The sequence below is a fragment of the Pseudomonas sp. AC463 genome (genome assembly GCF_979253585.1).
Map to the genome: position 1 here is coordinate 1 of NZ_CEEDDZ010001017.1, position 246 is coordinate 246.

The window sequence follows — 246 nt, forward strand, 5'->3', positions numbered from 1 at the left end:
GCCTGGGCTCGATAGCGAACGCGGTGGGTAACCCCATCACCTGGTTCTTGCCCATCGGTTTGGTCATGAGCTTGCCGGTTTCGGCGATTCATGTTCGCCCATGGCACGCGTTGAGTACCGGCGCAGCGGTTTGGGCCACGTTGTTCTACGTGGTGCAACCAAGCTTCGAGCGCCAGCTGGATCTGACCCTGACGCTGATGCTCATCCTCGCGAGCATGATGGTCGCCATGCTGGTGTGCCAAACGT

1 protein-coding gene is annotated in these 246 nt (G+C 60.2%); it reads left to right on the plus strand.

The window, feature by feature from the left end; genetic code table 11:
* On the plus strand, positions 1 to 246 hold a 246-nt coding region (locus AC0IYH_RS33315; RefSeq protein WP_471838690.1), incomplete at both ends, for a hypothetical protein.